General features: G+C 69.9%; 22 protein-coding genes. 15 read left to right on the top strand and 7 right to left on the bottom strand.

Annotated elements, in window-relative coordinates:
• Positions 1 to 71 precede the first annotated feature (71 nt).
• Both BMW88_RS01045 and BMW88_RS01040 read left to right on the top strand, forming a co-directional pair.
• Entirely contained in the window at positions 72 to 797 is a 726-nt protein-coding gene (locus BMW88_RS01045) for a TetR/AcrR family transcriptional regulator (protein ID WP_089948339.1), read from the top strand.
• Between the two features lie 36 nt (positions 798 to 833).
• Positions 834 to 1565 carry a hypothetical protein gene (locus BMW88_RS01040; protein WP_218147971.1) on the top strand — a complete coding sequence of 244 codons (732 nt, stop codon included), beginning with the start codon at positions 834 to 836 and terminating at the stop codon, positions 1563 to 1565.
• A 22-nt stretch (positions 1566 to 1587) separates the two neighbouring features.
• On the opposite strand, the gene leuS is transcribed toward BMW88_RS01040, so the two are convergent.
• Complete coding sequence (gene leuS / locus BMW88_RS01035; protein ID WP_089948338.1) at positions 1588 to 4380, bottom strand: leucine--tRNA ligase; 2793 nt, start codon at positions 4378 to 4380, stop codon at positions 1588 to 1590.
• A 288-nt stretch (positions 4381 to 4668) separates the two neighbouring features.
• Between leuS and BMW88_RS01030 the strand changes: the two genes are divergently transcribed.
• Positions 4669 to 5073, top strand: a complete 405-nt coding sequence (locus BMW88_RS01030) for an SdpI family protein (protein WP_245777499.1) — start codon at positions 4669 to 4671, stop codon at positions 5071 to 5073.
• Positions 5074 to 5091: 18 nt separating this feature from the next.
• Here the strand turns inward: BMW88_RS01030 and BMW88_RS01025 are convergent, their stop codons facing one another.
• Positions 5092 to 5664, bottom strand: a complete 573-nt coding sequence (locus tag BMW88_RS01025) for a YqgE/AlgH family protein (protein WP_089948335.1) — start codon at positions 5662 to 5664, stop codon at positions 5092 to 5094.
• 237 nt (positions 5665 to 5901) lie between these two features.
• Between BMW88_RS01025 and BMW88_RS01020 the strand changes: the two genes are divergently transcribed.
• Positions 5902 to 7239 carry an MFS transporter gene (locus BMW88_RS01020; RefSeq protein WP_245777498.1) on the top strand — a complete coding sequence of 446 codons (1338 nt, stop codon included), beginning with the start codon at positions 5902 to 5904 and terminating at the stop codon, positions 7237 to 7239.
• Here BMW88_RS01020 and BMW88_RS01015 read toward each other — a convergent pair.
• Both BMW88_RS01015 and BMW88_RS01010 read right to left on the bottom strand, forming a co-directional pair.
• Positions 7168 to 7437: a LuxR C-terminal-related transcriptional regulator gene (locus BMW88_RS01015; protein ID WP_177220860.1), complete on the bottom strand. Its 270-nt coding sequence runs from the start codon at positions 7435 to 7437 to the stop codon at positions 7168 to 7170. The genes BMW88_RS01020 and BMW88_RS01015 overlap by 72 nt on opposite strands.
• 80 nt (positions 7438 to 7517) lie before the next feature.
• The gene (locus tag BMW88_RS01010) at positions 7518 to 8954 is read right to left on the bottom strand and encodes a CCA tRNA nucleotidyltransferase (RefSeq protein ID WP_089948330.1); all 1437 of its coding nucleotides are present in this window, start codon (positions 8952 to 8954) and stop codon (positions 7518 to 7520) included.
• A 42-nt stretch (positions 8955 to 8996) separates the two neighbouring features.
• Here BMW88_RS01010 and BMW88_RS01005 point away from each other — a divergent pair, with 42 nt between their 5' ends.
• The 9 genes from BMW88_RS01005 (at position 8997) to BMW88_RS00965 (ending at position 19925) form a co-directional block, all read left to right on the top strand.
• Positions 8997 to 9512, top strand: coding sequence for an NUDIX hydrolase (locus BMW88_RS01005; RefSeq protein WP_089948328.1), 516 nt, complete (start codon positions 8997 to 8999; stop codon positions 9510 to 9512).
• Complete coding sequence (locus BMW88_RS01000) at positions 9509 to 11809, top strand: DUF6049 family protein (protein ID WP_089948327.1); 2301 nt, start codon at positions 9509 to 9511, stop codon at positions 11807 to 11809. The genes BMW88_RS01005 and BMW88_RS01000 overlap by 4 nt, the downstream gene beginning before the upstream one ends.
• Positions 11806 to 13455, top strand: a complete 1650-nt coding sequence (murJ, locus tag BMW88_RS00995) for a murein biosynthesis integral membrane protein MurJ (RefSeq protein WP_245777497.1) — start codon at positions 11806 to 11808, stop codon at positions 13453 to 13455. The genes BMW88_RS01000 and murJ overlap by 4 nt, the downstream gene beginning before the upstream one ends.
• 37 nt (positions 13456 to 13492) lie before the next feature.
• Positions 13493 to 15013, top strand: coding sequence for a protein kinase family protein (locus tag BMW88_RS00990; RefSeq protein WP_089948324.1), 1521 nt, complete (start codon positions 13493 to 13495; stop codon positions 15011 to 15013).
• A 786-nt stretch (positions 15014 to 15799) separates the two neighbouring features.
• Positions 15800 to 16417 (top strand): RNA polymerase sigma factor SigM, encoded by a 618-nt coding sequence (gene sigM, locus BMW88_RS00985; protein ID WP_089948323.1) that lies wholly within the window; start codon positions 15800 to 15802, stop codon positions 16415 to 16417.
• Complete coding sequence (locus BMW88_RS00980) at positions 16414 to 17154, top strand: hypothetical protein (RefSeq protein ID WP_089948321.1); 741 nt, start codon at positions 16414 to 16416, stop codon at positions 17152 to 17154. Before sigM ends, BMW88_RS00980 begins: the two co-directional genes overlap by 4 nt.
• A 77-nt stretch (positions 17155 to 17231) precedes the next feature.
• Entirely contained in the window at positions 17232 to 18212 is a 981-nt protein-coding gene (gene trxB / locus BMW88_RS00975; protein ID WP_089948320.1) for a thioredoxin-disulfide reductase, read from the top strand.
• Positions 18213 to 18238: 26 nt separating this feature from the next.
• Positions 18239 to 18568: a thioredoxin gene (gene trxA / locus BMW88_RS00970; RefSeq protein WP_089948318.1), complete on the top strand. Its 330-nt coding sequence runs from the start codon at positions 18239 to 18241 to the stop codon at positions 18566 to 18568.
• 217 nt (positions 18569 to 18785) lie between these two features.
• Entirely contained in the window at positions 18786 to 19925 is a 1140-nt protein-coding gene (locus tag BMW88_RS00965) for an N-acetylmuramoyl-L-alanine amidase (protein WP_089948317.1), read from the top strand.
• 66 nt (positions 19926 to 19991) lie between these two features.
• Here BMW88_RS00965 and BMW88_RS00960 read toward each other — a convergent pair whose 3' ends face one another.
• Positions 19992 to 20624 (bottom strand): GNAT family N-acetyltransferase, encoded by a 633-nt coding sequence (locus BMW88_RS00960; protein WP_089948316.1) that lies wholly within the window; start codon positions 20622 to 20624, stop codon positions 19992 to 19994.
• 134 nt (positions 20625 to 20758) lie between these two features.
• Here BMW88_RS00960 and BMW88_RS00955 point away from each other — a divergent pair, with 134 nt between their 5' ends.
• Both BMW88_RS00955 and BMW88_RS00950 read left to right on the top strand, forming a co-directional pair.
• Positions 20759 to 22075, top strand: a complete 1317-nt coding sequence (locus BMW88_RS00955; protein WP_089948314.1) for an aminotransferase-like domain-containing protein — start codon at positions 20759 to 20761, stop codon at positions 22073 to 22075.
• Between the two features lie 16 nt (positions 22076 to 22091).
• Positions 22092 to 23036 (top strand): D-alanine--D-alanine ligase family protein, encoded by a 945-nt coding sequence (locus tag BMW88_RS00950; protein ID WP_089948313.1) that lies wholly within the window; start codon positions 22092 to 22094, stop codon positions 23034 to 23036.
• Between the two features lie 88 nt (positions 23037 to 23124).
• Here BMW88_RS00950 and BMW88_RS00945 read toward each other — a convergent pair whose 3' ends face one another.
• Both BMW88_RS00945 and BMW88_RS00940 read right to left on the bottom strand, forming a co-directional pair.
• On the bottom strand, positions 23125 to 24093 hold the full coding sequence (locus BMW88_RS00945; protein ID WP_089948311.1) for a ParB/RepB/Spo0J family partition protein: 969 nt from the start codon (positions 24091 to 24093) through the stop codon (positions 23125 to 23127).
• Complete coding sequence (locus tag BMW88_RS00940; RefSeq protein WP_089948310.1) at positions 24090 to 24965, bottom strand: ParA family protein; 876 nt, start codon at positions 24963 to 24965, stop codon at positions 24090 to 24092. The genes BMW88_RS00945 and BMW88_RS00940 overlap by 4 nt, the downstream gene beginning before the upstream one ends.
• Between the last annotated feature and the right edge of the window lie 18 nt (positions 24966 to 24983).

The raw sequence follows: 24983 nt of genomic DNA, 5'->3' as shown, positions 1-24983 counted from the left end.
ACTTGCGTAAACACCGTTCACTGAAACCGTACGGGGCCGTGGACAGGGTCTACAACCCGATGGAGTGACATATGACCGAGGCCACTCGCCGAGAACGACTCCGCGCAGAAACCGAGCGTGAGATTCGGCAGGCGGCCCGCGCACTTTTGGTGGACAGCGGCCGCGACGCGGTTACCCTGCGTGCCATCGCGCGCAAACTGGGCATCACCGCACCCGCCCTGTACCGCTACTACGACTCGCACGACGCGCTGCTGCGGCAGCTCTGCGACGACATCTGCGCGGACATGGCGGAGGCGCTGTACGCGGACCTCGCCGCCGAGACGTCAGGCCAGGTGAACTGCAAGGTCAGGGCGGTGTGCCACGCGTTCCGCCGCTGGGCGCTGGCCCACCCGCAGGAGTTCGCGCTGGTCTTCGCCTCGCCGCGCGACCCGCTGGGCGCCGACCAGTTCGGCTCGGTGTTCCTCCAGCTCGCCGGGCCGCTGATCGCGTCGAACCAGGACGCCAAGCACGTGGACGAGGAGGTGCCCGCGGCGCTGCACGAGGACTTGGTCCGGTTCCAGCAGGTGCTGATGGGCGCGGTGTCCGAGCACGGTGTCACGGTCGGCGACGACGTGCTCAACCTCGGCAAGATCTACCACGTCATCCAGTCCTGGGTGCGGCTGTACGGGCACGTGGCCTTGGAGGTGTTCGGGCGGTTCCCGTTCGCGGTGAGCAACCCGGAACCGATGTTCGACTCCATGCTGGACCAGATGCTGGAGGAGATCGGGTTCCACGAGGACGACCCGACGGCGCGGTGATGTAGCGCCGTCCGGGCGTCCGGCGACATACGACCCGTGGCCGACACCGAGAACCCCGCGATTCCAGCCGAACCTCCCGCCGCCCCGGACGAGCCGGTCTCGCCGGGTGGCCCCGGCCAGGCGGTCCTCGATCTGCTGGACAAGGCCATCGGGCTGCAGGCACCGCTCGTGCGCAAGAACATCGCCCGCGCCCGCCAGCGCAACCCGGAGGCGACGCCGGCGGAAGTCATCGGCACCCTGGAGAAGATGTACGTCAGCGCCCTGACCAGCACGGGAGCCGCGGTGGGAGGAGCCGCCGCCGCACCTGGCGTCGGCACCGGGGTCGCACTGGCGCTGTCGGCGGGCGAGGCGCTCTCCTCGCTCGAACTGAGCGCCCTGTACGTGCTCTCGCTCGCCGAGGTCCACGGAGTTCCGCTCGACGAGATCGAACGCCGCCGGACCCTCGTCCTGGGGATCCTGCTCGGCGAGTCGAGCTCCAAGACGATCGGCAAGATCGCCGAGCGCACCGGCCGGCACTGGGCCCGCCAACTGGTCGGCGCGGTGCCCACCGCCACGTTGAAGCAGATCAACAAAGTCCTGGGCAGGAACTTCATCACCAAGTACGGCACCAGGCAGGGGATCGTCGTGCTCGGCCGGGCGGTCCCGTTCGGCATCGGCGCGCTGATCGGCGGTGGGGCCAACGCGGCCATGGCCACCCTGGCCGTCCGGGCCGCCCGGCGCGCGTTCGGCCCGGCCCCTGAGGTGTGGCCGGAGCCGGCGCGGTCGTAGCCGCGCCGGCTCCGAGCGGTCGTTACAGGACGACGTTCACCAGGCGGCCGGGCACGACGATCACCTTGCGCGGTTCGCCACCGGCGACCAGCTCGGCGATCTTCTCCTCGGCCAGCGCCGCGGCCTTGATCTCGTCCTGCGACGCGGACGCCGCGACCACGACCCGTGCGCGGACCTTGCCGTTGACCTGGATCGGGTATTCGACGGTGTCCTCGACCAAGTACTGCTCGTCGGCCTTGGGGAACGGGCCGTGCGCCAGCGTGCCGTCGTGACCCAGCTTTGCCCACAGCTCCTCGGCCACGTGCGGGGCCTGCGGAGCCAGCATCAGCACCAGGGGTTCCGCCAGCGCGCGGGGCGTGCCGGCGGCGTAGTGCTTGGTGACGTAGTTGTTCAGCTCGATCAGCTTCGCGCCCGCCGTGTTGTAGCGCAGGTTCGCGTAGTCGTCGTGCACACCGGCGATCGTCTTGTGCAGCAGCCGCAACGCTTCAGTGGACGGCTCCTCGTCGGTGACGCGCAGTGAGCCGTCGGTCTCGTCGACCAGGTTGCGCCACAGGCGCTGCAGGAACCGTTGCGCGCCGACGACGTCCTTGGTCGCCCACGGACGTGACACGTCCATCGGGCCCATGGACATCTCGTAGAACCGGAAGGTGTCGGCGCCGTACGTCTCGCACATCTGGTCCGGCGTGACGACGTTCTTCAGGCTCTTGCCCATCTTCCCGTACTCACGACGGACTTCTTCGCCGTTGTAGATGTACTTGCCATCCACCTCGACGACCTCGTCCGCCGGCACGTAGACGCCGCGCGGGTCGACGTACGCGTACGCCTGGATGTAGCCCTGGTTGAACAGGCGGCGGTACGGCTCGTCGCCGGTCAGGTGGCCCAGGTCGAACAGGACCTTCTGCCAGAAGCGCGAGTACAGCAGGTGCAGCACCGCGTGCTCGACGCCGCCGATGTACAGGTCGACGCCGCCGGGGTCGGTCGGGCCGTGCTCGGCCGTGCGCGGGCCCAGCCAGTACTGCTCGTTCTCCGGGTTGACGAACCGCTCGGTCTCGACCGGGTCGACGTAGCGCAGCTGGTACCAGCATGAACCCGCCCAGTTCGGCATGGTGTTCGTGTCCCGGCGGTAGGTCTTCAGCCCGTCGCCCAGGTCCAGCTCGACCGTCGTCCAGTCGGTCGCGCGCGACAGCGGCGGCGACGGCTCGGTGTCCGCGTCCTCCGGGTCGAACGTGCGCGGCGAGTAGTCGTCGACGTCCGGCAGCTCGACCGGCAGCATCGACTCCGGCAGCGCGATGGCGGTGCCGTTCTCGTCGTAGACGACCGGGAACGGCTCGCCCCAGTACCGCTGGCGGCTGAACAGCCAGTCGCGCAGCTTGAACTGGACGGTGCCGTGGCCGTGGCCGTTGTCCTCCAGCCAGCCGATCATCGCCTTCTTGGCGTCGTCGATCGTCAGGCCGTCCAAGCAGAGTCCATTTTCCTGGCGACTGTTGATCGCGGGTCCGTCGCCGGTGTAGGCCTCGCCCTCGAAGCCCTCCGACGGCTGGACGGTGCGGACGATCGGCAGGTCGAACTTCTTCGCGAAGTCCCAGTCGCGCTGGTCCTGGCCGGGCACGGCCATGATCGCGCCGGTGCCGTAGCCCATCAGGACGTAGTCGGCGATGTAGACCGGGATCTCCTTGCCGTTCACCGGGTTCGTGGCGTACGCCCCGATGAAGACGCCGGTCTTCTCCTTGTTCTCCTGACGGTCCAGCTCGGACTTCAGGGACGCGGCGCGCCGGTACGCGGCGATGTCTGCCACGCGATCGGGCGCCGCAATCTGGTCCACCAGCTCGTGTTCCGGTGCCAGGACCATGTAGGTCGCGCCGAACAACGTGTCCGGACGGGTCGTGAAGACCTCAATGCTCTCGTCTCCCACCGCAAATCGGACACGGGCACCATGCGAGCGCCCGATCCAGTTGCGCTGCATGGCCTTGACCTTGTCCGGCCAGTCCAGCCGGTCCAAGTCGTCGATCAGCCGGTCCGAGTACGCGGTGATGCGCATCATCCACTGGCGCAGGTTTTTCCTGAACACCGGGAAGTTGCCACGCTCACTGCGACCGTCCGCGGTGACCTCTTCGTTCGCCAGTACAGTACCCAGTCCCGGACACCAGTTGACGGGCGCCTCCGACATGTAGGCCAGCCGGAATTCGCCCAAGATCCTTTGCTGGTCGGCAAAAGACAGCTCAGACCACTTGTGACCGCCCGGGACGTCCCGCTCGCCAGACTCGAACTGCGAGATCAGCTCGGCGATGGGACGGGCCTTGCGCAGCTCCGGGTCGTACCAGGAGTTGAAGATCTGCAGGAAGATCCACTGGGTCCACTTGTAGTACTCGGGGTCGATCGTGGAGATACGGCGCCGCTCGTCGTGGCCCAGCCCCAGCCTGCGGATCTGGCGCAGGTACGTGTTGATGTTGTCTTCGGTGGTCTTGCGCGGGTGCTGGCCGGTCTGCACCGCGTACTGCTCGGCCGGCAGGCCGAACGCGTCGAAGCCCATGGTGTGCAGCACGTTGCGGCCGTTCATGCGGTGGTACCGCGCGAACACGTCCGTGCCGATGAAGCCCAGCGGGTGGCCGACGTGCAGGCCGGCGCCGCTCGGGTACGGGAACATGTCCTGCACGAACAGCTTGTCGTCCGGGACGTCGCCCTTGAGCGGGCCGACGGGGTTCGGCGCGTGGTAGGTGCCGTGCTCCTCCCAGTACCGCTGCCACCGCTCCTCGATCTGGTTCGCCAGCTCGGCGGTGTAGCGGTAGGCGGGAATCTCCGCCGCGTCCGTGCTCATCTCAGGCGTCCCTCTCACATCGATCCTGCCCCTGACATGACGAAACCCCCCAGCCCAGATGGGCATGGAGGGCTGCCGCGCCGACCGTCTTCCGATCAGGTCGCCGCGGCTAGATAAGGAGCAGGCGGGCCGTGCTCATGTCCTCAACGGTATCAGCGCACCGCAAGCTCGATGAACGGGGTGACCTGCGTCGCTCCGGAGGCGTGGGCGAGGCGCCGGGCATGGCGTGCAGCACACCCGGCCGGGGTGACCGTGGGAGGAACGCGGGTCGAGGCCTACCCTCATGGGGTGAACATCGTGCTGTCGGTCGTCCTCGGTGTGCTCGGCGTCGCTCTCGGCGCGGTCGGTCTGCTGGGTCTGCAGGGCAAGCTGCGGCGCAACCGGTTCGCCGGGGTGCGCACGGCGGCGGCCCTGCGGGACGAGGAGACGTTCGCCCTGGCCAACCGGGTCGCCGGCGTGCCGAACGTCGCGGCCGGTGCCGTCGCCGTCGTGTCCGGCGCGATGGCGTTCGTGATGGTCGACCTCGCGGTCACCGCCGGGATCATCGGTCTCGTCGGCGCGCTCGTCATCGCCGCCGCCGGTGGCGTGATGGGGCACCGCGCGGCCGCGATGCTGCCGGAACCGGTCAAGCCCAAGGGCTGCGGCGGCTGCGCGTGCGGCGGTGGCGGCTGCTCCCCGCTCGCCGGGCTCTAGCCCGACGTTTCACGTGAATCAGTTGGTGCGGACGTCGGCCGGGTAGGTCGACAGCAGCGCCAGCGGCATCCCCTGGCGGCGCAGCACCCGTCCCCACAGGTCGGTGTTCGCCCCGGCGAGCACGTCGTCGGCCAGTCCGGTCACGACGATCCAGTCGCCGCGCTCGATCTCGCCCGCGAGCTGCCCCTCGCCCCACCCCGAGTAGCCCGCGAACACCCGCAGGCCGCGCACCAGCGGCAGCAGGTCGTCCGGCTCGGCGTCCAGGTCGATCAGCGCCACCGGGCCCTGCACCCCGACCAGGCCGTCCACGGTCGACGGATCGGTGCCCGCCTTCAGCGCCGCGAGGCACAGCGCCGTCTTCTGCTCGACGGGACCGCCGATGTGGACGCACTGCGGTTTGCTGACGTGCGGACCCCACGGCGGCAACACGTCGTGCACCGCCACCTCGGAGGGACGGTTCAGCACGACACCGAGGGTCCCCTCCGGACGCTGGTCGATGATGTAAACGACCGTGCGCTTGAAGTTCGGGTCGTTCAGGCTCGGAGCGGCAACCAAGAGGGAGCCTGGCTCGACTTCGGCATCGGGACGCACGTCACCATGAAATCACCCGTGATCGCCGGAACAACTCAGGCCCGCGTCCCGTTAGACTGAGGTGTCGGATGTCTTTGTGTCCCCCGGGCTCAACAGACAACCGCCTTCGCGGAATACCGTTCGGCTGGAGCCGCGTAGTGCATCGCGCCGTGAGGCGACCTGGCATCCGATCCAGGGGAGCCGGACCGTGAGGTCCGGCTTTCGTGGTTTTCGCCGGTGCGCGCATACAGTGCAACGGTGACAAGGCTCGCGGTGGAAAGGCACCACTGGGGATCACGCCGGTTCCTCGGCATCCCCGACTACCGCAGGCTCCTCGCCACCCGCCTCGCGTCGCAGTGGGGCGACGGGGTCTTCCAGGCCGGGCTCGCCGGCGCTGTGCTCTTCAACCCCGAACGGCAGGCCGATCCGCTGGCCATCGCGGCCGGGTTCGCGGTGCTCCTGCTGCCGTACTCGCTCATCGGCCCGTTCACCGGCGCGCTGCTGGACAGGTGGGACCGCAAGCGCGTCATCGTCGCGGCGAACGTCCTGCGTGCCGTCTTCGTGCTGCTCACCGCCGCGGCGGTCGCGACGGGGCTGAGCGGGCTGCCGCTCTACGTCTCGGCGCTCGTCGTGATGGGCATCGGCCGGTTCGTCGGGGCCGGGCTGAGCGCCTCGCTGCCGCACGTCGTCCCGGAAGACCACCTGGTCGAGGCCAACGCGCTGGCGACGACGGCCGGAGCGATCATGGCCGTGGTCGGCGCGGGCTGCGCGATCGGGTTCCGCACGGTGCTCGGCGCCGGCGACGGCGGGTCGGGGTGGACCACCAGCACCGCCGTCGTGGGGTTGCTGCTCGGCGCGTTCATCGCGAGCCGGTTCTCCGCGGGCGTGCTCGGGCCGGACGAGGTCGACGAGCCGCACAACGCGGTCACGGCCGTCGCGCGCGGTCTGCTCGACGGCGGCAAGGCCACCCTGCACACCCCGAGCGTCACGGCCGGGCTCGCGGCGCTGCTCGCGCACCGGGCCGGGTTCGCCGTGAGCCTGATGGTCACGCTGCTGCTGATGCGCTACAGCCTGGAGGACGTCGGCTTCCTCAAGGCGGGCATCGGCGGGCTCGGCGAGATCGCCGTCGCGGGCGGTGCGGGCATCCTGCTCGCGGGCGTGCTCACCGACCGGATCGTCGACAGGTTCGGCACCAGGCGCACGATCTGCGGCGCGTTGCTGCTCGCCGCCGTCGCGCAGGTCGGGCTGGGGCTGCCGATGACGCTGCCCACCGTCCTGGCGGCCGGTTTCGTGATCATCTTCGCCGGTCAGGTCGTCAAGCTCTGCGTGGACACCGCGGTGCAGCACGACGTCGGCGACGAGGTGCGCGGCCGGGTCTTCGCCCTGTACGACACCCTCTTCAACATCACGCAGGTCACCGCGGTGTCCCTCACCGCGACGGTGGTCCCCCTGGACGGGCGTTCGCCCGGTCTCATCGTCACCGCCGCGTGCCTCTACCTGGCCGGTCTGGGCGCCTACCTGCTGCTAGCGCGGAAAGGGCAGGTGCAGCATCCCCGCCTCGTGCGCGAAGACGACGGCAGCCACCCGATCAGGTAGGTCGAGGCGCCGCAGGATGTCGGCGACCTCGTCGACGACCTGCTGGAGCCCGACGCCGAGCACGCGCGCGATCTCGTGGTCCTCGTGGCCACGGGCGAGACACCTCAGCACGACCCGCTGGTCGTCGGTCAGCACGTCCAGGTCGTGTGTGGCGGGACCTGCGGAAAGTCCCCAGGAGAACATCTGCACCACCCCCATGCGCACCCCTTGCGCACACCCATGGTGCATCCCCGCGCTGACAGATCGCTAACGCGGGGATTCCATCCACTCACTATGCGTCACGAAGCGGGCGGCGTGAGCCCCTGTTCGCGCGCCCAGGCGAGCAGTGCCGCCTCGGCCTCGTCGCGGTCCAGCGGTCCCTGGTCGAGCCGGAGCTCCTTGAGGAACTTCCACGCGGCGCCGACCTGCGGGCCCGGCGGCAGGCCGAGCAGCTTCATGATCTCGTTGCCGTCGAGGTCGGGCCGCACGCGCGCGAGGTCCTCCTCGGCGGCGATGCGCGCGATGCGTTCCTCCAGCGAGTCGTAGGTCCGCCGCAGCAGGTTCGCCTTGCGCTTGTTCCGGGTCGTGCAGTCGGCCCGGACGAGCTTGTGCAGCCGCGTCAGCAGGTCGCCCGCGTCCGTCACGTACCGGCGCACCGCCGAGTCGGTCCACTCGCCGTTGCCGTAACCGTGGAAGCGCAGGTGGAGGTAGACGAGCTTCGCGACGTCCTCGGTGATCTCCTTCGAGTACCGCAACGCTCGCAAGCGCTTGCGGACCATCTTCGCGCCCACGACCTCGTGGTGGTGGAACGAGACCCCGCCACCCGGCTCGAACCTCCTGGTGGCCGGCTTGCCGATGTCGTGCAGCAACGCCGCGATCCGCAGGACCAGATCGGGTGATCGATCATCATCTTCGAGATCGATCGCCTGCTCCAGGACAACCAGCGAGTGGTGGAAGACGTCCTTGTGCTGATGATGTTCGTCGATCTCCAGCTTCATGGCCGTGAGCTCGGGCAGCACGACGTCGGCCAGCCCGGTCTCGACCATGAGCTCGATGCCGCGGCGCGGGTGCGCGCCGCACAGGAGCTTCGAGAGCTCCACCTGCACGCGCTCCGGCGTGATGCGGGCGAGCTCGCCTGCCATCGACCGCATCGCCTCGACCACCCGCGGCGCCGCGGTGAAGCCGAGCTGCGAGACGAACCGCGCGGCGCGCAGCATCCGCAACGGGTCGTCGCCGAACGACTCCTGCGGGGTCGCCGGTGTGTCCAGCACGCCTTCGCGGACGGCCGCCAGACCACCCGTCGGGTCGACGAACTCGCGGGCGGCGACGTCGAAGGCCATCGCGTTGACCGTGAAGTCGCGGCGCACGAGGTCGCCGTCGATCGTGTCGCCGAAGGTCACCTCGGGGTTGCGGGTCACGCCGTCGTAGACGTCCGCGCGGAACGTCGTGATCTCGATGATCTCGCCGTTCTTCGAGGCGCCGACCGTGCCGAACGCGATCCCGGTGTCCCACTGGGCGTCGGCCCAGCCCTTGAGCAGCCGCTGGACCTCGGCGGGACGCGCGTCGGTGGTGAAGTCGAAGTCGTTCGTCGGGCGCCCCAGCACAGCGTCGCGCACACTCCCGCCCACGAGGTAGAGGCGCTTGCCCCCGGCGGTGAACCGAGCGGCGAGCTCGGCGACGACTGGTGTGATAGCGGGCTCTTCCACCACCGCATTCTGCTGGAGCGATCGAGACACGGGAAACCAGCGTACTCAACGTTCGTAAGTACGATCGGCCGTATGCCCCAGTCAGCCGCACGTTCCGGAGGCCCCGCACCGGGGCGCCGGAGGAGGCGCCGGGGCAGGAGGCTCAAGACGGTCGACGAGACGTCGGCCGGTGGCCTGGTGCTCGACGGCGAGCAGCGGGCCGCGGTGATCGGGAGACTTGACCGGCGCGGCCGGTTGCTGTGGTCTCTGCCCAAGGGTCACATCGAGGCCGGCGAGACCGCGGAACAGACCGCGGTGCGCGAGGTCGCCGAGGAGACCGGTATTCATAGCAGGGTGCTGCGCCCGCTGGGGTCGATCGACTACTGGTTCGTCGCGGACGACCGCCGGGTGCACAAGACTGTTCACCACTTCCTCCTCGAAGCGCTGGGGGGAGAGCTTTCCGACGAAGACGTGGAGGTCACCGAGGTGGCGTGGGTGCCACTCGGCGAGCTGGACGAGCGACTCGCGTACGCCGATGAGCGCCGTCTGGTCCGCCGAGCCGCCGAACTGCTCGCAGACCCCTGCCCGAACGGGGCGGAGTCGGCGTGAGCCTGAGGAAGCTCGTCTGCACAGCCGCCGTCGCCGCGTTCCTGGTGATCGCCACGCCGCCCGCGGGCGCCGTCGAGCAGTCACAGCCGGACGAGGTCGACGCGCTGCCGTTCCTGCCGGCGCCCGCCACCCAGGTGTGGGCCACGAGATCGCTCTCCGCCCAGCCCGGCCAGCAGCAGCCGCAGTTCCTGCGGCTCGACATCGCCCAGCTCACCCCCCGGTTCGTGACCAGCGACTCCCCGGCCACGGTCACGATCACCGGCAAGATCGTCAACGTCGGCGACCGCAAGGTCTCCGACATCGTGCTGCGCCTGGAGCGCGGCCAGCCGCTCGCCACCGAGGACGAGCTGCGCAAGGCGCTGAGGGAACCGGCGGCGGCCGAGGCCGTGCAGCCCAGGTTCACCCCGGTCGCCGGCGCGCTCGAGCCCGGCCAGCAGGCGGACTTCTCCCTCACCGTGCCGCTGCGCGGGTCCGAGCCCACCTCGCTCGAGGTCGAGCAGCCCGGCATCTACCCGATCCTCGCCAACGTCAACGGCAAACCGGACTTCGGCGGCCAGGCCCGGCTCGCGGCGCTGTCGACGCTGCTGCCCGTGCTCGGCGTGCCCGGCGGCGAGACGAAGGGCAAGCAGGGCGCGCCCGCGAAGCTCACCGTGCTCTGGCCGATCGCGGACCGCCCCCGGCTCGTCCGGCTGGCCGGCGGCGGGCAGTCGGAGCTGATCGACGACGAGCTCACCACGTCGCTGTCGGTCAACGGGCGGCTGTACGGCCTGTTGCAGGCCTACGAGCAGGCGATCTCCTCGATGAGCACGGCCATGTGCCTCGCCATCGACCCCGACCTGCTGCGCACCGTCCAGGCCATGAGCACCGGGTACAAGGTGCGCGGTGGCACGGACGGCAAGGGCCAGGTCGAGGCGAAGCTGTGGCTCGACCGGCTCAAGCTCGCCGTCACGGGCCGGTGCGTCGTCGCGCTGCCGTCCGCCGACGCCGACCTCGTGGCGCTGACCAGGGCGAAGCTCGGCACCATGCGGACACTCGCGGTCACCGACGGGCCCAGGCTGATCCAGGACGTCCTGTCCGTGCAGCCGCTGCCCGACCTGGTGTGGCCGGAGGACGGCGTGCTGGACCAGCCGACGTTCGACGAGCTGGTCACCCCGCAGCCGGACCGGCGCTACCCCGGCGTGAAGTCGCTGCTGCTCGACCCGGCGGGCCTCACCGACGCGCAGGGCACCGCGCCGGTCGGCATCGCCGGCCAGCACCCGGTGACCGCCGTCAAGATCGACTCGATGGTCTCGGACGCGCTGCAGGGCAGCGACTCGCGCCCGCGCACCCTGTCCGGGGTGGCGGCGCCGGTCGAGAGCCAGCCTGTGTCCGTGCAGAACGCGCTGTCGGTGCTGGTGTTCCGCGCCGGCTGGCAGGGCGACGGCCGCAACGTGCTGGTCGCGCCGCCGCGCCGGTGGAACGCACCGCTGCCGGAGATGACCGAGTTCCTCACCGCCGCGCAGAAGCTGCTCGCCGGCGGGTACGCGGCCCAGACCGGGCTCGGTGAGCTGACCAGCGCCACCCCGGCCGTGGCGAACGCCAGGATCGCCTACCCGGCGGAGGCCGGCGCGCGGGAGATCTCGCCGATCGTCGCGAACTCCGTGACGGCCCAGAGCGTGCAGCTCAACGGTGTGGTCGCGGCCATGCAGCAGGAGGACAGCGAGCACGCCTCGCCCGCCGACCTGGCCGACCCGCTGTGGCTCGGCCTGCTGCGCGCGATGTCCGGCGCGTGGCGGTCGAACGAGCAGGGCGCCCGGTCCGCGGCCGAGGTCAGCCAGAGCGAGCTCGACGCGCTCACGGGCATGGTCGGGGTGACGCAGCCCAACAGCCCGATCCTGCTCGGCTCCGGCGACAGCCCGATCCCCGTCACGATCACCAACCGGCTCGACGTCCGCATGACCGTCCGGATCACGCTCGCCGACACGCCGGGAATCCGGAAGCTCGACCTCGCCGACCAGGTGCTTCCCGCCCGCGGCGAACGCGTCGTGCGGGTGCCGGTCGAGGTGCTGCGCTCCGGCCGGTTCCCGGTCAACGTCCGCCTGACCACTCCCGAGGGCGTCGCTCTGGGTGACACTGTCAAGCTGGAGGTGTCGTCGTCCGCGTACGGCACCATCACGGTGATCGTCACCGTGATCGCCGGGATCGCGCTCGTCCTGCTCTCGGGGCGGCGGATCTACAAGCGGGTCCGCGCCCGCAACGGCGAGAACGGCGACGCACCGTCCATCGAGAACGTGACACCGGAGAAGTCGAGCGCGTGAGCGAGACAGCCACGACCACCGAACCAGGGCAGCGGAGCCAGGCGCCGTCGGTAGCCAGGGCCAGCGGCTCGATGGCGATCGCGACCATCGTCAGCCGCGTCACCGGCCTGCTCTCGAAAGTGCTGCTGATCGCGGTGGTCGGCGCCGAGACGCTCGGTGACTCCTACCAGGCGGCGTCGACGCTGCCCACCATGATCAACGAGCTGCTCCTCGGCGGCGTGCTCACCAGCGTGGCGATCCCGCTGCTGGTCCGCGCCGAGAAGGAGGACGGCGACGGCGGTGAGTCCTACGCCCAGTGGCTGATCACCATGGGCACGCTGCTCCTCGGCGTCGGCACGGTCGTGGCCATGGCCTGTGCGCCGCTGCTCACCGACGTCTACATCTCGGACTCGCCGGACGCGAACCCGGAGCTCGTCACCGCGTTCGCCTACCTGGTGCTGCCGGGCATCGTCTTCTACGGCCTGACCGCGCTGCTCAGCGCCGTGCTGAACGCGCGGCACGTCTTCGGCATCCCCACCTGGGCGCCGGTGCTGAACAACGTCGTCGTGATCGTCGTGCTGGCCGTCTACGCGATGCTGCCGGGCGAGCTGACGCTCAACCCGGTCCGCATGACCGACACCCACCTGCTGGTGCTCGGCCTCGGCACCGCGCTCGGCGTGCTGGTGCAGGCGTCGGTGCTGTTCCCGGCGCTGAAGAAGACGGGCTTCCACTTCAAGTGGCGGTTCGGCTGGGACTCGCGGCTGTCGGAGTTCGGCGGCCTCGCGTTCTGGGTGCTGCTCTACGTCGGCCTCGGCCTGGCCAGCATGACCGTGCTGACGAACGTGGCGACGAGCGCCAGGGGCGCCCTGGTGGCGTTCAACTACCAGTGGCTGATCGCCCAGGTGCCCTACGGCGTGCTCGGTGTCTCGCTGCTGACCGCGCTGATGCCGAAGATGAGCCGGGCGGCCGCGCACAACGACAACGACTCGATCGTCCGCGACCTGCTGTTCGGCAACCGCATGTCGGCGATCCTGCTGATGCCGTTCGCCGCGCTGATGACGGTCTCCGGTCTGGCGATCGGCCTCGCCGCGTTCGCCTGGGGCAACTCCGGCACCGAGGGCGGCACGAGGATCGGCCTGGCGCTCGCGCTCTCGGCGTTCGGCCTGGTGCCCTACGCGATCACCCTGCTCCAGCTGCGCGTCTTCTACGCGATGAAGGACGCCCGCACGCCGACGCTGATCCAGGCGTTGATCGTGGCCGTCCGCATCGGGCTGCTCTACCTGTTCCTCGACGTGTCCGCGCCGGGCGACGCCTCGCAGCTCGCCGTCGGCGTGTCGCTCGCCATGTCGCTCAGCTTCGTCTTCGGCGCGGTCGTCGGTCAGATCTGGCTGCGCGTCCGCCTCGGACGGCTGCGCACCGGCTTCACGATCTGGACGATCTGCCTCACCGTCGTGGCCTCCTCACTGGCCTTCGCCGCGGCCAAGGCGGTGAACTTGCTGGTCCAGGGCGCGATCGGGTTCGGCAACCCGGTCGTGGCCGCCTGGGTCGAGGTCGTCCTGGTGACGGTGATCGGGTTGCCGCTCGCCTTCGGCCTGCTGGCCGCGTTCCGGGTGCCCGAGATGAAGCCGGCGATCGAGAAGATCCACCGTTTGGTGCGGCGACGGTGACTCCAGCCCGTGACCGTCGTCCCGTACCCTCGTTTCCGTGAGTAGCGGAGTCCACGCCGCCCTGGTTCCCGGCGGCGTCATCGGCAATGGCCGCTACCGCCTGCTCGCGAAATCCGGCGCGGACGGCAGGTCGAACGCGGAGCTGTGGCGTGCGCGCGACGGTCAGCTCAACCGGGACGTGGCGCTGACGGTGCTGCTCGGCGACCTGGCGGACAACGAGGCCGCCGCCCGCGCCCGCCGGACGGTCGAACGCGCGATGCACGCGGCGTCGTTCACGCACCCCGGCGTCTCCAGGGTGATCGACGTGCTGACGCCCGGCACCGGCATCCGCCCGGACGAGGGCATCCTCGGCATGGTCGTCGCCGAGTGGACCCAGGGCACCGACCTGATGGACCTCATCGCGGAGGGCCCGCTGCCTGCGGGCGCCGCGACCCGCCTGCTCGAACCGCTGGGCGCCGCCATCGAGGGCGCGCACCACGCCGGTCTGGTGCTGGGCGCCGACCATCCGCAGCGCATCCGGGTCACCTCGGACGGCCGCCTGCGCCTCGCGTTCCCCGGCCCGCGGCCGGACGCGATCGCGCGCGACGACGTCAAGGGCCTCGGCGCGATCCTGTACCTGCTGCTCACCGGCCGGTGGGCGCTGCCGGGCGGCCCGAGCGGCGTGCCGGCCGCCCCGACCGGCCCGGACGGGACCGTCGTGGCACCGAACGCCCTGCACCCGTACCTGCCGCACGAACTGTCGTCCGTCGCGGTGCGGTCGCTGGAGGACACCTCGGTCGGTGGCATCCGGACGTCCGCGGCGATCCTTCAGGTCCTCGACCAGATCGCCGCCGAGGAAGCGGAAACGGCGCTGATCCCGGCCGTGGCGGCAGGCGGCGATGACGACGACCAGGTCGTGTGGACGACACAGCGGCCACGGCAGGACAAGCAGCAGAAGAAGAAGCTGTGGATCAGCGTCGGCGTGCTCGCCGTCGCCACGCTGACCGTGATCGTGTGGCTGAGCGTGCAGATCGTCGGGTTCTTCAGCGACGAGCCGTCCAAGGGCGGCGGCCCGACCGTGGTGATCAACCAGCCGGGGTCGAACGGCCAGAGCGCCCCCGCGCCCGCGCCGGCCGGCCCGGTGCAGCCGGGCCAGATCGGCGTCTACGACGTGACCAACCAGCCGGACAACGCCAACCAGGCGAGCCGGGCGGTCGACAACAACCCCGGCACGTTCTGGCGGACCGACAACTACTTCCAGCAGTTCCCGGCGCTCAAACCCGGCATCGGCCTGATGGCGTCGTTCGCCGAACCGGTGAAGCTGGCCTCGATCACGATCACCTCGCCCAGCAAGGGCACGAAGGTGGAGATCAGGGTGGCGTCCTCGCTGGACGCCCCGCTGCAGGAGACCAAGGTGATCGGCGTCGCCGACCTCTCGGACGGGCAGACGCAGATCCAGCTCAACGAGCACGAGCCGACCGGCCACGTGCTGATCTGGATCACCCAGCTAGCCGATGCCGACGGGGGCAAGAACCAGTCGGAGATCCGAGAGGTCCAGTACACCCGAGCTGTGACATGAGCCGCTGGCGCGGCGGCGAGTTCGTCGGGAAGCCGGTCGTCCGGCCACCGCTTCGGGCCGAATCGCCTGCGGCGGTTGACCCGAAGAGGTGACCGGACGACCGGCACGAACTCGCGATCGAGGTGGATCGCGATCGGGTGGGCGCGCGGATCGGGTGGGCGCGCGGATCGGGTGGGCGCGCGGATCGGGTGGACGCGCGGATCGGGGTAGACGCGCGATCTCGGTGGATCGCAGCTGGCATGGAAGCGCGAACAGCGTGGGCTTGCGGCGGCGCGGACCCGCGACCAGCATGGCCTGCTACCTGCCCGCACCCGCGACCGACATCGACTCACGACCAGCATGAACTCGTGATCGGCGCGGTCCGCCATAAGCACTGACCCGCGACCGGTACCGCCCCGCGACCAACATCGTCCCGCGATCAACATCGTCCCGCCACCAACACGGACCTGCGGCCAGCACGGTCTCCGTGATCAGCATCGACCCGCGATCAGCACGGTCCCGCCACCACCAGCATCGGCCCGCGACCGGCTCGGACCCGCGACCAACATCGCCCCGCCACCGGCACGGTCCCGCGATCGGCATGGACTCGCCACCCTCGTCAGCTCGCCGGATGACGCGAGGTCGTGTCGGTCGTCCGGTCAACCGTCCGTGCCGAAATCGGCGAAGCCCATTTCGGCACGGACGATTCGGCCGGACGACCGACTCCCCGACGACCTCGCCGCCGCGCCAGCGGCCAATAAACACAGCGCCCGACGACATCGTGATCGTCCTCGCTATCCTCGGCCGGTGACCGCCGCAGCCAGCTCGGACGCCGACCTCATCTCGGCCCACGCCGCAGGTGACCCCTACGCGTTCTCGGAGCTGGTGAAACGGCACCGCGACCGGATGTGGGCGGTGGCGTTGCGGACGCTGCGCGACCCGGAGGAGGCGGCGGACGCGCTCCAGGAGGCGTTCATCTCGGCCTTCCGGGCGGCCTCGTCGTTCCGCGCGGAGTCGCAGGTCACCACGTGGCTTCACCGGATCGTGGTCAACGCGTGCCTCGACCGGATGAGACGCCGGCAGACAAGACCGACAGTGCCGCTGCCCGAGGCGGGTCCCGGTGAGCCCGTGGCGCCGCGGGACGCGATGAGCGACCGAGAGACCAGTCTGATCGTGCAGAAAGCGCTGATGGAGCTGCCGGAAGAGCAGCGGGCGCCCATCGTGCTGGTCGACGTCGAGGGGTACTCCGTCGCCGAGACGGCGAAAATGCTGGGCATCGCGGAAGGCACGGTCAAGAGCCGGTGCGCGCGCGGGCGCGCCAAGCTCGCCAAAGTTCTCGGGCACCTCAGGAACCGAATCGCAGATGCGAACGTCCCAGCTGACGGTGTGAATGTGCAAGAGCAACGTCAGTGGGAGGGCCGATGACCGGCATGGAGCGCGTGCCGATGGGTCCGCCGTGGTCTGTGGACCTCATCGCGGATCTGCACGCGGGCGTGCTGCCCCCTGAGGTTGCCGCACAGCTTCGCCCGCGGGTCGAGGCGGACGCCGAGGCCAGGGAGATCCTCCAGGCGCTCGACGCCACGCTGGAGGACCTGCGGTCGCTGCCCCCGATCCCGATGCCCGACCACGTCGCGGCCAGGATCGACGCCGCACTGGCCGCCGAGGCCCGTCCCGCCGCGCCGGTCGTCTCGCTCGCCGAGGCCCGCAAGCGCCGCAACCGCAGGCTCGGCCTGGGCGGTGGCGTGCTGGTCGCGGCCGCCGCGGCGTTCGGCATCGTGATGGTCATGTCGCCGGAGACCCGGCAGCAGCCCTCGAACAACGCCCAGCCCCCGGCTTCGACGTCGTCGGCCGTGACCGCGGAACCGCCGCTCGCGTTGCAGCGCGACGAGCTGGGCTCCGCGGTCGGCGAGGTGCTCAAGGCGCAGAACTACGGCCCGCTGGAGACGCCCGACCGGTTGGCCGGCTGTCTTCAGGGCGGTGGCATCACCAGCTCCGGCAAGCCGCTCGGGATCAGCCCGATCAACCTCGAGGGCAAGAACGCGGTGATGGCCATTCTGCCCGCCGGGCTCGGCCAGTTCCGGCTGGTCGTGCTGGACCCGGAGACCTGCGGGCCGGACAAGCCGGAGGGCGTTCTCGAGGACGAGACCGTGGGCCAGAGGTAGTCGGTCAGGTCACGGAATTAGCTGCACCTACGATCCGTTGAGCCAGTCAGACGACGAGATCGAGGAGTTGCAGAGCCGTGAGCGTGCGCAACGTGATCATCATTGGATCGGGACCGGCGGGCTACACCGCGGCGGTCTACGCGGCACGCGCGCAGCTGGAGCCCCTGGTCTTCGAGGGCTCGCAGTACGGCGGCGCCCTGATGACGACGACCGAGGTCGAGAACTACCCCGGTTTCCGCGACGGCATCATGGGCCCCGAGCTCATGGAGCAGATGCGCGAGCAGGCCACGCGCTTCGGCGCCGAGCTGCGCGCGGAGGACGTCGAGTCCGTCGAGCTGACCGGTGAGGTCAAGAAGGTCGTCGCGAACGGCGTCGAGTACCGGGCGAAGGCCGTCATCCTCGCGATGGGCGCCGCCGCGCGGTACCTGAACATCCCCGGCGAGCAGGAGCTGCTCGGCCGCGGTGTGTCCGCCTGCGCGACGTGCGACGGCTTCTTCTTCCGCGACCACGACATCGCGGTGGTCGGCGGCGGCGACACGGCGATGGAGGAGGCGACGTTCCTCACCCGCTTCGCCAAGTCCGTCACGGTCATCCACCGCCGCGAGGAGTTCCGCGCCTCCAAGGTCATGCTCGAGCGCGCCCGCGCCAACGACAAGATCAAGTGGCAGCTGAACACCCAGGTCACCGACGTGCTCGGGGACGGCACGGTGTCGGGCATCAAGGTCAGGGACACCCAGACCGGTGCCGAGTCCGAGCTGCCGGTCACCGGCTTCTTCCTGGCGATCGGCCACGACCCGCGCTCGGCGCTGGTCAAGGGCCAGGTCGACCTGGACGAGGAGGGCTACGTCCTGACGAAGGGCAAGTCCTCCTACACGAACCTGGACGGCGTGTTCGCGGCAGGCGACCTCGTCGACCACGAGTACCGCCAGGCCATCACCGCCGCCGGCTCCGGTTGCAGCGCTGCGATCGACGCGGAGCGGTGGCTCGCCGAACACGGCGAGGAACACGCCGAGATCGCCGCCGAGGCGGTCGGTGGCGGCTACGGCAAGAGCATCTGAAGTTTCGGCGAGTTGAGGAGACGAACATGGCAGGCGCCACCGTCACGGTGACCGACAAGTCGTTCGCGGACGACGTGCTGACCAGCGAGAAGCCCGTGCTGGTCGACTTCTGGGCGACCTGGTGCGGACCGTGCAAGATGGTTGCGCCGGTGCTGGAGGAGATCGCGGCCGAGCACGGCGAGAAGATCACCATCGCCAAGGTCGACATCGACGCCAACCCGTCGATCGCGCGCGACTACCAGATCATGTCCGTGCCGACGCTGATCCTGTTCCAGGGCGGCCGCCCGGTGAAGCAGATCGTCGGCGCGAAGCCCAAGGCGGCGCTGCTGAACGACCTGCAGGACGTCCTGGCCTGACCCAGGTCGTCGCCCGGGACGAAAAGTCCTGTGCAACGCGCAACGTGACCCGCCCGTCTATCGATAAGACGGGCGGGTCACGTCCGTTCGGTACCGGGAACGTCATCCCGGTACAACTGTGAGTAGCCCTGCATCGATCACTGAGCGCGGCAGGGCACAATGAGGACTTCCCACCTACCGCGCCGACGAGATCGGCGCCCTAGTCGAGCGAGGGTGCATGCAGCTGCTCCGCCGCGGGGACGTCGGAAGTGATGTTGCCGAGATCCGGTCGACCTTGACCGGGCTCGGACTGCTTCCGCCGGCCGACCCACAGGCGCCGCCGGAGTTCGACCAGCAGGTCGAGCACGCCGTGCGCGCGTTTCAGCAGCAGCGGGGGCTGATCATCGACGGCATCGTCGGCCCGGCTACCTACCGCGCGCTGCGCGACGCGACGTTCCGGTTGGGGGACCGGCCGCTCGCGTACCTGATGTCGCAGCCGACCACCGGCGACGACGTCCTGATGTTGCAGGACCGCCTGCTGGAGCTCGGTTACGACGCCGGTCGCGCCAACGGCGTGTTCGGCCAGCAGACCGAGCAGGCGCTGAGGAACTTCCAGCGCGACTACGGCCTGATCGTGGACGGCATGTGCGGTCCGGACACCGTGCGCGCGTTGCGCCAGCTCCAGCCGAAGGTCCGCGGTGGCCGCCCGGTGCTGCTGCGCGAGCAGGAGCGGGTCCGCAGCGCGGGTTCGCGCCTGTCGGGCAAGCGGATCGTCATCGACCCCGGTCACGGCGGCCAGGACCGCGGTGTGGTCGTGGACGGCCTGTCCGAGGCCGATCTGATGCTCGACCTCGCCCGCCGGCTGGAGGGCAAGATGGCCGCCACCGGCATGGAGGCGTTGCTCACGCGCGGCCCGAACAACTGCCCGGACGACGCCGAGCGGGCCCGGTTCGCGAACGAGGCCGGGGCCGACCTGATCCTGTCCCTGCACAGCGACGGCAACTCGTCGCCGCACGCGCAAGGCGTGGCGACGTTCCACTACGGCACGGGCCACGGCACGTCGTCGACCGTGGGCGAGGCACTGGCCGGGTTCATCCAGCGCGAGGTCACCGCCCGCACGACGATGTCGAACTGCGGGTCGCACCCGAAGACGTGGGACCTGCTGCGGCTCACCCGCTGCACGGCCGTCCGCGTCGAGGTGGGCTACCTGACCAACGCCGAGGACCGCGCCCGGCTGGCGACGCCCGGTTTCCGCGACATCGTGGCCGAGGGCATCCTCGTCGCCGTGAAGCGGCTCTACCTGCTGGGCAAGGACGACCAGCCGACGGGCACGTTCACGTTCAACGACCTCTTGCGCTACGAGATGTCGAAGAGCTGACGTTTCAGACGTAACGCGGGGGCCCCGCGTTTCCTTCAGGGAAACGCGGGGCCCCCGCGTTGCTGTTCAGACGGGGCGGAAGCTCGGTTCCGCGGTGGAGACGGTGACGCTGTTGAAGAGGCGTTCCAGCGCCGCCTCGACGTCTTCCTTCCACGTGATGGCGCTGCGCAGCTCCAGGCGCAGCCGGGGCCAGCGGGGGTGCGGCCGCACGGTCTTGAAGCCGACGCTCTGGAGGAACTCCGCAGGAGTGACGCAACTGGGTTCGTCGTCGTCCGGGCGCATGTCGCCGAACGCCTCGACGGCCTTCACGCCGCGACGCGTCAGATCCTTCGCCACGGCCTGCACGAGCACACGCCCGAGTCCTCCCCCTCGGAACTCGGGAAGGACGTCGAGCGACGTCATGAGGACCGCGTCCGGGCTCACCGGAGAGGTGGGGAAGGCGGCGCTGCGCGGAACGGCGGCCGGTGGCGCGTAGAAGGCGGAACCGGCGGGAATGCCGTCGCAGTAGATGAGACGGCCGCACGAGCCCCATTCGAGCAGGACGCTGGAAACCCAGGCTTCCTTCTCGAACTCCGTGTCGCCGTACTCCTCGGCTTGTTCACGCAGGTGAGGAGCAAGCTCCCAGAACACGCACGTTCTGCTGTGCTTGGAGAGATGCTCCAGGTTGTCCAGCGTGACGCCCACGACGCGACGGGACACCCCGACCTCCACCCATTAACACACACAGTGAACCCATACGAGGGTAGGCGAATGTGACGGAAGCGGGAAGGCAAGTGCCCTGAACGGGACGACGGTTACACTCGCTCGGGACATTTCCCATTCAGGAGTCCCTCATGACGATGCCCGGACAGCCCGCAAAGCAGGGCCCCAGAAGCCTTGACCCCCACCTCCGCCGTTACGCAGCGCGCACGGCAGGGATGACGGCGTCGGAGATCCGGGCACTCTTCGCGGTCGCGTCCCGGCCTGAGGTGGTGTCGCTGGCCGGCGGCATGCCACACCTGGCCGCGTTGCCGCTGGAGTCGCTGTCCGCGGAGATCGGCCAGCTCGTGGCCTCCGAGGGCCTGGTGGCGCTGCAGTACGGCTCGGCGCACGGCGTTCCGCTGCTGCGCGAGCAGATCTGCGACGTGATGGCGCTGGAAGGCATCAACGGCCACCCGGACGACGTGGTGGTGACCGTCGGCTCGCAGATGGGCCTCGACATGGTCACCCGGATCTTCTGCGACCCCGGGGACGTGGTGATCGCGGAGGGCCCCTCCTACGTGGGCGCTCTCGGGTCGTTCACGGCGTACCAGGCGCAGGTCGTGCACGTCGCGATGGACGCCGACGGGCTCGTGCCGTCTTTGCTGCGTGAGGCGCTGGAGGCCTGCAAGCGCGCCGGTCAGCGCGTCAAGTTCCTCTACACGATCCCGAACTTCCACAACCCGGCCGGTGTGACGCTGGCGGTGTCACGGCGGGCCGAGATCCTGGAGATCTGCCGTTCGTACGGCGTCTTGGTGGTGGAGGACAACCCGTACGGACTCCTCGGGTTCGACGGTCAGACGTACCCGGCGCTGCGGTCGATGGACCCGGACAACGTCGTGTACCTGGGGTCGTTCTCGAAGACGTTCGCCGCCGGCCTGCGGGTCGGCTGGGTGCTGGCGCCGCACGCGGTGCGCGAGAAGCTGGTGCTGGCGGCCGAGTCGGCCACCCTGTGCCCGCCGACGCTGAACCAGATGGTCGTCTCGCGGTACCTGTCGACCCAGGACTGGAAGGGTCAGATCAAGACCTACCGCGAGGCGTACCGGGAACGCCGGGACGCGGCGATCTCGGCGCTGGAACAGCACATGCCGCAAGGTTCCACGTGGAACATTCCCAACGGCGGTTTCTACGTCTGGGTGACGGTGCCGGAAGGTATCGACACGAAGGCGATGCTTCCCCGCGCCGTGACGGCTCGCGTGGCTTACGCGTCCGGCACCGGTTTCTACGCGGACGGCTTCGGATCCCGTCAGTTGCGGATCTCGTACTGCTACCCGACGCCTGAGCGCATCCGCGAGGGCGTCCGCCGCCTGGCGAACGTCATCGAGGACGAGATGCAGCTCGCCGCGACCTTCGGGGCGACGCCGGGCCGTCAGCTGTCCGGTCCCCAGGCCCCGTCGCCTGACACCGCCTGATCCTTGGAGTTGTGCTGTGGCTGACCGCATGGTCGCTGTGCTGTCCGGTGGGCTCTCCCACGAACGCGAAGTCTCGATCCGCTCGGGCCGCCGGTTGTCGGCTGCCTTGCGATCGGTGGGCGTGACCGTGGAGGAGTGGGATGCCGACGCCTCGTTGCTGACCCGGCTGCGCGAGCACCGCCCGGACGCCGTCGTCGTCGCTCTGCACGGCGGCGAGGGTGAGAACGGGTCGGTGCAGACGATCCTGGAGATGGTCGGCGTGCCGTACGTGGGCACCGACTCGCGCGCGTGCCGCCGGGCGTGGGACAAGCCGACCGCGAAGGCGGAGCTGGCCCGTGCCGGGCTGGCGACGCCCGAGTGGGTCGTCCTGCCGCACGCGACGTTCCGGGAGCTGGGCGCCAAGCCGGTGCTCGACGCGATGGTCTCGACGCTGGGACTGCCGTTGATGCTGAAGCCGGACCAGGGCGGGTCCGCGCTGGGCGCCCAGGTGGTCCGGGACGCGGCGGAGCTGCCGCCCGCGATGGTCGGGTGCCTCGCGTACGGCGACACCGTGCTGGCCGAGCAGTTCGTCTCGGGCGTGGAGGTCGCCGTCGCGGTGATCGACGGCGACGACGGCCCGACGGCGTTGCCGGCGGTCGAGATCGTTCCGGAGACCGGCGTGTACGACTACACCGCTCGGTACACGGCGGGGCTGACTGACTTCCACGCACCTGCCCGGCTCGACGCCGCGTCGGCGAAGGCGGTGGGGGAGCTCGCCGTGGCGGCGCACCGGCTGCTCGGGTTGCGGGACGTCTCGCGGACCGACGCGATCGTGGCGGAGGACGGGACCGTCCACTTCCTCGAAGTGAACGTGTCGCCGGGACTGACCGAGACGTCGCTTCTGCCGATGGCCGTCGAGGCGGCGGGCAAGTCGTTGGGCGAGATTTACGCCGGTTTGATCGAGCGTGCCGTCGCTCGTTGATCTCTGTTCATAGGTGACGCCCCGTAGCCTTTTAGCTGCGGGGCGTCATCGTCACCGTGACATAAGGCCCGTGGGTGATCCTATGGGCCTACTCCGATGTCCGAATTGTCGTTTCTGGGCTCATCATGCCGATGATGCGTTCAAGATCGTCAACTGACCCGAACTCGACGACGATCCGGCCTTTTCGCTGCCCGAGTTCGACCTTCACGCGGGTGTCGAAGTTGTCCGAGAGGCGCTCGGCGAGCTCCTGCAGACCGGGTGCGTGCATCTGCTTGCGCGGGGCCTGCTTGGGTTTCGCGGGCTTCTCGTTCTTGGCGATCGTCACCGCTTCCTCGGTCGCGCGGACCGACATGCCCTCCGCGACGATCCGTGCCGCGAGGTCCTCCTGCGCCCCGGCGTCGTCCAGACCGAGGAGTGCCCGCGCGTGCCCGGCGCTCAGCACGCCGGCGGCTACCCTCCGCTGCACGGGGAGGGGGAGCTTCAGCAGCCGGATGGTGTTCGTGACGACGGGGCGGCTGCGGCCGATGCGATCCGCGAGCTCCTCGTGCGTAACGCCGAACTCCTCCAGCAGCTGCTGGTAGGCCGACGCTTCTTCGAGCGGGTTGAGCTGGACGCGGTGGATGTTCTCCAGCAACGCGTCCCGCAGCATCACGTCGTCGGCGGTCTGACGGACGATCGCCGGAATGGTCTTGAGCCCGGCCTGCTGCGTCGCGCGCCACCGGCGCTCGCCCATGACGAGCTCGTAGGTGTCCTCGGTGAGCTCGCGCACCACGATCGGCTGCATGAGCCCGAACTCCTTGATGGAGAACGAGAGCTCGTTGATCGCGTCCGGGTCGAACACCTGGCGCGGCTGCTTGGGGTTGGTCTTGATCGCGGTCACCGGGATCTCCCGGTAGACCGCCCCCGCGACCTCGCTGACGGGCGGGAGCTGGGTCTTGGTCGCCGTCCCGTTGCCGGCCGCGACGGGCCGGATCGTGCTGGGCGCACCGGCCGGTGGCCCCTGCGGGATGAGTGCGGCCAGGCCGCGGCCCAGCCCGCCCTTGCGCTGCTCCGTCATGCGCCCTGCCTCCTGGCCCCGCGGATCGCGATCTCCTTCGCGGCGTCGAGGTAGCTCATCGACCCGCGCGATCCGGGGTCGTACGTCAGCACCGTCTGGCCGAAGCCCGGCGCCTCGGAGACCTTCACGCTCCGCGGGATGACCGTCCGGAGGGCTACGTCGCCGAAGTGGCCGCGCACCTCGTTGGTCACCTGGTCCGCGAGCTTCGTGCGGCCGTCGTACATGGTGAGGAGGATGGTCGAGATCGCGAGGTCCGGGTTGAGGTGCTGCTGCACGAGCTCGATGTTGCGCAGGAGCTGGCTCAGCCCTTCCAGCGCGTAGTACTCGCACTGGATCGGGATCAGCACCTCCTGTGCCGCGACCATCGCGTTGACGGTCAGCAGGCCAAGGCTCGGCGGACAGTCGATGAAGACGTAGTCGGGCTGCAACTGGTCGAGCGCCTCGGGGGAGAGCGCCTCCTTGAGCCGCGACTCGCGGGCCACCATCGAGACGAGCTCGATCTCGGCGCCGGCGAGGTCGATCGTCGCGGGCACGCAGAAGAGGTTCGGCGACGTCGGGCTGACCTGAGCCGCTTCGGCGATGGAGATCTCGCCGATCAGCACCTCGTAGACGGACGGCGTGCCGGAGCGGTGCTCGACGGAGAGCGCCGTGCTGGCGTTGCCCTGCGGGTCGAGGTCGATCACGAGCACCTTGAGCCCGTGGATCGCGAGCGCCGCGGCGAGGTTCACCGTGCTCGTCGTCTTGCCGACGCCACCCTTCTGGTTGGCGACGGTGATCACCCGGCGATGAGTCGGACGGGGGAGCAGTGACTCGTCGGGGTGCAGCACGCTTGCCGCACGAGCCGCCTCTTCTGCAATCGGGGTCCACACCACGGCGCTGTCATCTCCGTT

The sequence above is a fragment of the Lentzea xinjiangensis genome, assembly GCF_900110955.1.
Classification (GTDB): Bacteria; Actinomycetota; Actinomycetes; order Mycobacteriales; family Pseudonocardiaceae; genus Lentzea; species Lentzea xinjiangensis.
Note: the sequence above shows the minus strand (reverse complement) of the source record. Positions and strands in the feature narration are given on the sequence as shown.

Coding starts and splice junctions, on each gene's coding strand:
- BMW88_RS01045 (WP_089948339.1), top strand. CDS start 72: ATGACCGAGGCCACTCGCCGAGAACGACTCCGCGCAGAAACCGAGCGT.
- leuS (WP_089948338.1), bottom strand. CDS start 4,380: ATGAGCACGGACGCGGCGGAGATTCCCGCCTACCGCTACACCGCCGAG.
- BMW88_RS01015 (WP_177220860.1), bottom strand. CDS start 7,437: ATGGGGGTGGTGCAGATGTTCTCCTGGGGACTTTCCGCAGGTCCCGCC.
- BMW88_RS01005 (WP_089948328.1), top strand. CDS start 8,997: ATGCCCCAGTCAGCCGCACGTTCCGGAGGCCCCGCACCGGGGCGCCGG.
- BMW88_RS00980 (WP_089948321.1), top strand. CDS start 16,414: ATGACCGGCATGGAGCGCGTGCCGATGGGTCCGCCGTGGTCTGTGGAC.
- trxA (WP_089948318.1), top strand. CDS start 18,239: ATGGCAGGCGCCACCGTCACGGTGACCGACAAGTCGTTCGCGGACGAC.
- BMW88_RS00965 (WP_089948317.1), top strand. CDS start 18,786: ATGCAGCTGCTCCGCCGCGGGGACGTCGGAAGTGATGTTGCCGAGATC.
- BMW88_RS00955 (WP_089948314.1), top strand. CDS start 20,759: ATGACGATGCCCGGACAGCCCGCAAAGCAGGGCCCCAGAAGCCTTGAC.
- BMW88_RS00945 (WP_089948311.1), bottom strand. CDS start 24,093: ATGACGGAGCAGCGCAAGGGCGGGCTGGGCCGCGGCCTGGCCGCACTC.